Annotated in this window: 6 protein-coding genes; 2 read left to right on the top strand and 4 right to left on the bottom strand. The window is 36.8% G+C overall.

All coding sequences use genetic code 11. From position 1 onward, the window contains the following. The first annotated feature begins 304 nt into the window (after positions 1 to 304). Positions 305 to 1,336: an L-histidine N(alpha)-methyltransferase gene (egtD, locus tag IQ247_RS30360; protein ID WP_193925708.1), complete on the top strand. Its 1,032-nt coding sequence runs from the start codon at positions 305 to 307 to the stop codon at positions 1,334 to 1,336. A 139-nt stretch (positions 1,337 to 1,475) separates the two neighbouring features. Here egtD and IQ247_RS30355 read toward each other — a convergent pair whose 3' ends face one another. Together IQ247_RS30355 and IQ247_RS30350 are read right to left on the bottom strand one after the other, a co-directional pair. After that, positions 1,476 to 4,586: an efflux RND transporter permease subunit gene (locus IQ247_RS30355; protein ID WP_193925706.1), complete on the bottom strand. Its 3,111-nt coding sequence runs from the start codon at positions 4,584 to 4,586 to the stop codon at positions 1,476 to 1,478. 119 nt (positions 4,587 to 4,705) lie between these two features. Beyond that, positions 4,706 to 6,040, bottom strand: a complete 1,335-nt coding sequence (locus IQ247_RS30350; protein WP_193925704.1) for an efflux RND transporter periplasmic adaptor subunit — start codon at positions 6,038 to 6,040, stop codon at positions 4,706 to 4,708. A 131-nt stretch (positions 6,041 to 6,171) separates the two neighbouring features. Between IQ247_RS30350 and IQ247_RS30345 the strand changes: the two genes are divergently transcribed. After that, positions 6,172 to 6,741, top strand: a complete 570-nt coding sequence (locus IQ247_RS30345) for a PadR family transcriptional regulator (protein WP_193925702.1) — start codon at positions 6,172 to 6,174, stop codon at positions 6,739 to 6,741. Positions 6,742 to 6,869: 128 nt separating this feature from the next. On the opposite strand, the gene IQ247_RS30340 is transcribed toward IQ247_RS30345, so the two are convergent. After that, complete coding sequence (locus IQ247_RS30340) at positions 6,870 to 7,478, bottom strand: hypothetical protein (RefSeq protein WP_193925701.1); 609 nt, start codon at positions 7,476 to 7,478, stop codon at positions 6,870 to 6,872. A gap of 161 nt (positions 7,479 to 7,639) precedes the next feature. Next, a complete protein-coding gene (locus IQ247_RS30335) occupies positions 7,640 to 8,125 on the bottom strand; it encodes a thylakoid membrane photosystem I accumulation factor (RefSeq protein ID WP_228060189.1) in 486 nt (161 codons plus the stop codon). Positions 8,126 to 8,364 lie beyond the last annotated feature (239 nt).

Genomic DNA, 8,364 nt, shown 5'->3' with positions numbered 1-8,364 from the left:
GATGGGGGGATGGTGTCAATAGATTAAAAGACATCGCTCGCAGCATTATGACACAGTTTTTCATGGCAAATATAACGGTTTTCGGTTGAGTAGAATACATTCAAGTTGTGGGATGGGCATCCTTGCCCGTCCGAATTTCCATCACTTTAATTTGTATTACATTCAACCGAAAAGCGCAGTATATATATGTTCAATTTTCCCATTTCCGATGGCAATTCCTGATAATTGATAACTAATTACTGATAACCTAGATTTGGTTTGAGGTTTCTCAATACCTCTTAAACCAAACTACCGAAATTTTTGTATGACTTTTTCCAAAGCTGCCAATAGTAAAGTCGGTTACTCTCAAAGCATTGAAAATCGTTTGAAAATACAGTACTTACAATTACCACCATCGAAGGCTGCTTCTCGTGCTGGAAGTGATGTAGTTAAAGGATTAACTGATAATCCGAAATATCTATCTCCACGCTATTTTTATGACGATCGCGGTTCTGAGTTATTTGAAGAAATCTGCGAATTACCAGAATATTATGTAACTAGAACCGAAACTGCAATTTTACAAAATTGTGCTGAAGAAATTGCTAATATAACAGGTGCTTGCGAATTGATAGAACTTGGTAGTGGTAGTTCAACAAAAACCCGGATTTTATTAGATGCTTATCAACATAAAGGTTATCCCTTGCGTTATTTACCAATTGATGTTAGTGCCGGTATTTTGGAGGCAAGTGCAAGACAACTATTAGTAGATTATCCGACATTGCAAGTTCATGCATTAGCAGGAACCTACCAACAAGCATTAGGACAATTGAAATTAAGCGAATTACCCAACCGGATGATTGGCTTTATTGGTAGTACTTTGGGTAATTTGAATCCTCAAGAATGCGATGATTTTCTTTCTCAAATTACTGCTGCTTTACAGTTGGGAGAATATTTCTTATTAGGAGTAGATTTACAAAAACCTCAAGATATTTTAGAAGCTGCCTACAATGATTCTGCGGGAGTAACTGCGGCTTTTAATCTAAATATTTTGAATCATTTAAATCGCCGCTTTGATGGTAACTTTGATTTAAATAAGTTTGAACATTGGGCATTTTATAATCAAACAAAGCATCAAATAGAAATGCATTTGCGTTCCCTTGAACCTCAAACCATAGAATTACGTTCTCTTAATCTTAAAGTGGACTTTGAAAAAGGCGAAACTATCAACACCGAAATTTCTCGCAAATTCGATATTCACGGCATTCAAGAGTTACTTAAAAATAAAGGTTTTGTTCCACAAAAAGTGTGGACTGATGATAATCAATGGTTTGGTTTAATTTTATCTAAGCTTTCTTAGTTGAGCCACTCCCCCGTTTTGAAAACGGGGGATTCAGGCATCAGACGGAGATTGCAGTCTAGTTAAATACATCTAGCGACAGAAAGAAAACTTGTTTATCAAAAACTATAAACCTCACCTTTGACGTAAATAACTTAATTCAACTCCTTTTGAAGGAAAACCGTTTTTTACCAAAACCCAACTTAATCAAATAATAAGCAGCAGGCACGAAATAAAGAGCCAGGAAAGTTGCACCAACAACCCCACCTGCGATCGCAACAGCTAAGGGTGGCCAAAATTCTCCACCGGAGAGCAGTAGGGGGACAAATCCGATTGCGGTTGTCAGGGTGGTGGTAAGTACGTGACGAGTCGAGTGTAGTACTACTTCTTGGATTGCTTGGGGATTTCCAGTTTTGGCGATGGGATGGTTGGAAATAGCACTGATAACCACAATGGAGTCATTGACTGCGACACCAATCAAACCTACCGAACCGATAATTGGGTTGAAACCGAAGGGATAATCAAATAACCAGATAGAAAATAAACCCAAACCAAAAGATGCGATCGCAACTATTCCGATCACACCTGCAAGTTGAAATGAACCGAGAGAAAGTACTAATGTAGCTATCATCAAAATAATTAATACTCCCACGGTGGAAACCAAACCACCTACAGCATCGTTTCTTTGTTCTTGCTCTCCACCAAATTCAAATTTGTAACCAGGGGGTAAGGCAAATTTGTTATTTTCTAATTGAGCTTGAAATTGATTTAAAATCTCTGCTGGTAAAACTCCAGCATTGAGAAAAGCTTGAACTGTATTAACTCTTTGTCCGTTGTAGTGAGTAATTTGAGCAAGTTCTGGTTTCAATTGGACTTTACCCAAGGAAGAAAGAGGAACAGCAGCAAGGGGATTATTTCCTTTCCTATTAATACTCGAAGTTGCTAATAAATCTAAGGAAGATATTTGTGATAAGTTACTTCGCTCTTGTCCCAAACGAACTCTCACGGGTAATTCTTCGTTTGCTTCTAATATTGAACCACCAACGACACCTTCTAAGGAACTATCTAATTGTTGAGCAATAGTTGTGCGACTTAATCCTGCTAATCGGGCTTGTTCTTCGTCTATTTTCCATTCTATTTGTGGTTGAATTTCATCTAAACTTGCACGAGTATGAGTTACATCTTTAATTTGGACTAAAGATTGTCTAACTTTTTCTCCTAATGATTGCAAAGTTTCTACATTAGAACCATAAATCCGCATTTCAATCGGTGCATCAAAAGGAGGTCCTTGCTCTAATTGTCTGACAATAATTCTTGCGGTCGGAAAAGCTTTGTCTAATTCGGTTTGTATTTTTTTAGCTAGGTGACTCGAAGTAAGAGAATTTAATTGTACTAAGGCTTGAGCGTAATTAGGTTGTTGTTCTTTTCCACCAGTCAAATTGTAGTAAAAAGAAGGAATACTGCGACCTAATAACCAGTGAACATCTTTAACTTCGGGATTTTTAATAATTTGTTGGCGAATTTGTTGAATTAAAGTTTGAGTTTTCGCTAAAGAAACTGAAGCTGGTAATTCTAATTGAATTTGCAGTTGGTCTCGATCCGCAGCCGGAAAGAATTGTTGTTCTAAACTACCAGCTTGAACAAAACCCATAACTGGGATTAATAAAGCCAGCATAATTGATAAAATTGGTTTAGCTATTGTAAACTTTACGGTACGTCGATATAAGCGAGTCAAAAGAGGAATTGAAATTCCATTTTGTAGCCAAGATAATTTTTTTTTACTATCTTGATGACGATAAAATTTTGCAGCAAAAGCGGGAACAATTGTTAAGGAAATAAATAGAGAACAGCAGACAGCGACGATAACGGTAATTGCAATTGTCCCCACAAATTCCCCCGTACTTCCAGGTAATAAGGCGATTGGTAAGAAAGCTAAAACAGTAGTTAGAGTTGAACTTAATAGGGGAATTGCTAAATTTTGAATGCTATGATTTATCGCTGCTTTTGGTTTAATCCCCTGTCGTAATTCATTTGTAACTTCATCTACCATGACGATGGCATTATCAATTAAAATTCCCAGCGCAACAATCAATCCAGTAATCGACATTTGATGCAGAGGAATATTTAACCAATTCATCCAACCAAACACCATAAATACTGATAAAGGTAAAGCTGAACTTACGATTATTGCACTCTTTAAACCCATCATAATTACAGTTACAGCAAAAACTAAACCTGCACCTAGTAAAAGATTAGCAATTAAACTATTGAGTCTTTCTTCAACATAACCGCTTTGAGCAAAAACAATCGGTAAACCAATACTGCTAGGTAATTCCGATTGAAATTCAGCTATCTTTTTTTCAGCTACTTCCGACCATAAATCCAGTCTTTTTCCCGATTGTACGTGGACTGCTACAGCAACACCAGGATGACCATTTAATAATGCCAGTTCGGTAGCTGGTTCGGTAATTCCCTTGCTAATAGTGGCAATATTTTGTAAATTCACAAATTGACCTTGACTACCAAAATTAATCGGAATTTGTCTGATTCTTGCTAAAGTATCTAGTTCTCCTGCAACTTGAATCAATAAATTATTATCGTTATCGCGTAATTGTCCCGCAGAAATCTTAGAATCACTTTGAGCGATTTGTTGCGATAATTCGCTTGCCGTTAAATTATAGCTAGCTAAAGCTTGAGGATTAATTTCGACGGTAATTTCCTCTTGCGGTTCCCCAAAAATTTCTACTTCTTCAGTTCCCGATATCGCTTCTAAACGTTCTTTGAAAACTTCTGCTTGCCGACGTAAAATTCCATAGTTGGGTTTATCATTTTGTTCCCAAGTTAAACCAGCAATCAAAGCATAAGCTTTAACTTTTACTGCTTCTAATTCTGGCTTGCTAGTATTATTTGGTAGTTCTACTTGTGCTTCATCCAGTTTATTTCTAATCCGCGTCCAAACCGAATCTACTTGTTGTTTGCTGACAGTATCTTGTAATTCAATTGTAATTAAAGAACTACTAGTCCGGGAAGTAGATTGATAATTATCAATTTCCTCAATTTCTGTGAGTTTATCTTCGATTTTTTCTGTTACTAAAGCTTCTACTCTTTCTGCATTAGCTCCAGGGAAGAAAGTACTAACTACAGCAGTACGAGAAACTAATTCTGGGTCTTCTAATCTGGGTAAAGTAAAATAAGCAGAAATCCCCCAAACTGCAATTAAGATAATAGTTAAAATTAGTAAGCGGGAATTGCGGTAAAATAGAGTAAACATAGTATTATGGGCGTTGGTAATTGCGAGTTATCAAAAATATATTTATTCAACGCAAAGGGTCGCGGAGGTCAACGCTGAGGAACACGGAGAGAGAAGTTTATTAATAATAAGAAATATCTTTAAATTGATTGGCTAATTACTAATTGTCCGGGAACAAGTCTTTGAGTACCTTCAGTAATAATTGTGTCTCCTGCTTGAATTGTCCCTCTGACTAAAACTTGTTTTCCGTTGGTTTCTAATACTTCTATTAATCTACGTTCGACTTGATAAGATTTACTATCATTAGTATCATCCTTTTTATCAACAACCGCATAACACGACCACAAACCCCGATCGCCTTTTACTAATGCTGTAATCGGTAGCCAATAGCCTTCTATTTCTTGGGTTTGAGAAATTTTAAAGCGAGCAATTTCTTTAGGGGAAACTTGCGCGGTTGATGGTAACTGTAAAATAACTGTCCGAGTCCGAGTTGCTGGATCGACTTCTGGTAAAATTGATTTTACTCTAGCTGAATAACTTTTTCCCCCAATTTCTAATTGTTGCTGACTCTGAGATATTAATTTCCTCGCAACATCAATCGGAACACCGATTTTTACTTCTGGTTGATTATCTTCAACTAAACGTACTATCGATCTACCCACTTCAACTACCGTCCCTTCATCAACAGAACGAAGTCCAATGGTTCCGTTAAAAGGAGCTTTCAAAGTGCTTTTAGCAATAGTAATATCTAAATCCGTAATTTGAGCCGATAATTGATCAACTGCTGCTTGTTGTCCTGCTTTTTGTTCGTAACGAGTTCCGTTGAGCAATTCTTCTAAGTTACTTTGAGCATTATTCAGACGCTCCGATAAAGCTTGAGAGTTAAAAGCAACTTCATCGAATTGTTCCTTAGAAATCGCTCCCTGTTCGTAAAGATATTTTCTGCGATCGCGCTTGATTTGTTCTAATTTTAATTGCTTTTCTACATCTCTAACTCTAGCTTTTGCTGCTGCAATCACCTCTATTCTTGCACCATTTTTAAGTTCTACTAATCTTGCTTCTGCTTGTGCTTTTTGAGCAACTAAAGACTGACGTTGTGCTTGTAAATTCGCTGTATCTAATTCCGCTAAAATATCTCCTTTCGTAACGCGATCTCCTTCATCAACCAAAATTTCTACTAATTTACCCCCACGTTCAAAACCAATTTCGCTGGTACGCATCGCTACGACTTCCCCCGTATAGCTTTGCTCTGTTTGGTAATTTTTGGCTAATTGAATTTTAGTAGTTTCCACAGAAAGTGGTCTAATTTGCGTTTGTGCTTGAACGCTGGTGTCATTCGGCTCAAACTTCCCATTCAATTTACCAATCCCCACACCAGCCAGTAAGATGATTGAACCAGCTAAAGCTAACTGCCATCTTTTGACTGGCGATGATTTTTCATTTTCTAAAATTTCTGGGATAGACTGCTGATTCATGGCTTTATCGCAGAGAAAGACGCTTAGTAAAATAAAACTCGTTTATATACAACAAGTTGTGTATACATCGTATAATATATTCAACAAGTTGAGTATGTCAAGCTGAATTTAATTGCAGTTTATTAAAAAAGATGTCACTAGCGCACACAATTTTGGCAACCCTAGGTTCTGAATCCTACAGCGGTTATGATTTATGGAAGAAATTTTCTCAAACCAGTAGATATTATTGGCAGGCAAGCCAACAACAGATATATAGAGAATTAGGTAAATTAGAAAAAGATGGTGCGATTACCTCAGTTTTGATTCCTCAAGAAGGTCGTCCCAATAAAAAGCTGTATCGAGTTACGGAAGAAGGGATAAAAGCGCTCAAAACTTGGCTAGTAGAACCATCCGAACCAATGGCAATTCGTGAAGAGTTGTTAGTTAAAGTAATTGCAGCCAAATTAGTCCCGAAATCGGTGATTTTGCAAGAAATTGAACGTCATCGTCAAATTCACTTACAGCAGCTATCAGTTTATCAAGACATAGAACAGCAAGAATTTTCTGACATATCTCAATTGTCTTACGAACGGAAATGTCTTTATCTCACCTTGCGCTGCGGTATTCGTTACGAAAATTACCGGATTGCTTGGTGTGAAGAGGCGATCGCGCTATTAGATGGAGAGAGCGTTCGCTTTGCGAATAAGCTTACTGAGGGTTAACCGCTCCCACGCCCCCGTTGAAGTAAGAAATAAATGTCTAGACAAGTCTTGCTTTTATATAGCAGCTACTGATAAAAGCCAACTTTTCACCAATTGAAAACATCAGTTGTTAAAATATAAAATTATAATCATCCAATCGGTTGCTGACCAGGATTCACTGCATGAATAAACTCGCTACCGGATGTGGGGAATCCTCGTTTATAACAAGCTTCTTCTGGTTTTCCCCATCCCAACTGCAAAATTATTTCTAAAAAGTTAGACTTTTCCCATTTCCATAAACCAGCCCATTGGGTTCTTTGTTCTATTCTTTTAATATCTTCTATATTAATTTGTTGATATTGTTTACCGTTACTAACACTTAAATAAAAATCCATTCCCACAGTAACTTGATACCAAAATTGTAAAATAGAATTCTTAGCAGATTCGATTATTTTTAAATCATTTTGTAGCGCAATTAACTGTCCATCAACTTCTGGGTAATGCAAAGTTTCGCCTTTAATACATACTTCTTGCCATACAATACCAGAAACTTGATGCTCCTTCTGATATTCGTGAATGGCAGCTTTAAAATCTTGATAAGCAGTAAACTTTTGCAAGCCTTCGGTTTTGATAAACTGGTCAATTACAGGATTTCCAGATACCTTAACCTCTAACTTCAAACGCTTTCCTGTCAGACAAGCTTGGCGCTCATCTGTTAAAATTTGGATTAGTTCTTCGGTAGTGTAAACTTGTGACATTAGAATACACGAAGAGTAATTATTAGATTTATCAATGATTAGTTAGCGGTAATTTCTAAATTGTTTACTGCTGACCTTTAGATATTATCGCTTCATTTCAGAGATTGCAGTATTAGATATCACTAAAAAGCAAGTGCCGAAAAAGAATTCGGCACTTGAAGTTATTCAGATAACTCACTACTGAATTCATTAAACGAACGTCGCTTTAATTGTGCCGATTCAGAACGCGGTAACAAATCAAACACTTCTCGGAATTTATCGTCTATTTCTTCAAAAGGTACTTGTCCTTTTTTGTTTAAAATTACATCTCCCGATTGATTAAATACTACTACTTGAGGAACCCCACCGGAATAGTAATAACTTGGTTGGGTAGGAGAATTTTTGGCTTCAAGTTCAATTCTATCTACATCTACGGGAATAATTTCCGCAGCTTTACCATAATATGACTGGATACGGGAAATAACGATCGCAAACTTTTTGCAATCGCGACTGTCATCGACATAAAATGCTAACATTATCGGTTTATGATTTGCCAAGGCTTCGGCTAAAGTTGCTTGTGCAGGAACTAATGAACCATTGCCAGCATAAACCATAAAGATATTGCCTTCATAATTATCGTCATCGATAGTTGCTAATGCTGGTTGCATACTCGTAAGCAATAAACAACTAATTAGCATTGTTAAACAGAAAATATGGAGAATATAGGACTTTAATTTACTCATCAAAAGCAACCCTTTAAGCTAGATTTTGTTTTAAGACGGATATATAAATATTTTGAACGTAGAAGAGTAAAAAGGTCAAAGGTCAAAGGTTAGAGGTCAAAGGTTAAAGGTCAAAGGTTAAAGGTTAAAGGTTAAAGGTTAAAGGTGATTTGTAACTCCCCATC

This window comes from Plectonema cf. radiosum LEGE 06105 (assembly GCF_015207665.1).
Taxonomy (GTDB): domain Bacteria; phylum Cyanobacteriota; class Cyanobacteriia; order Cyanobacteriales; family Nostocaceae; genus Rivularia; species Rivularia radiosa_A.
Note: the sequence above shows the minus strand (reverse complement) of the source record. Positions and strands in the feature narration are given on the sequence as shown.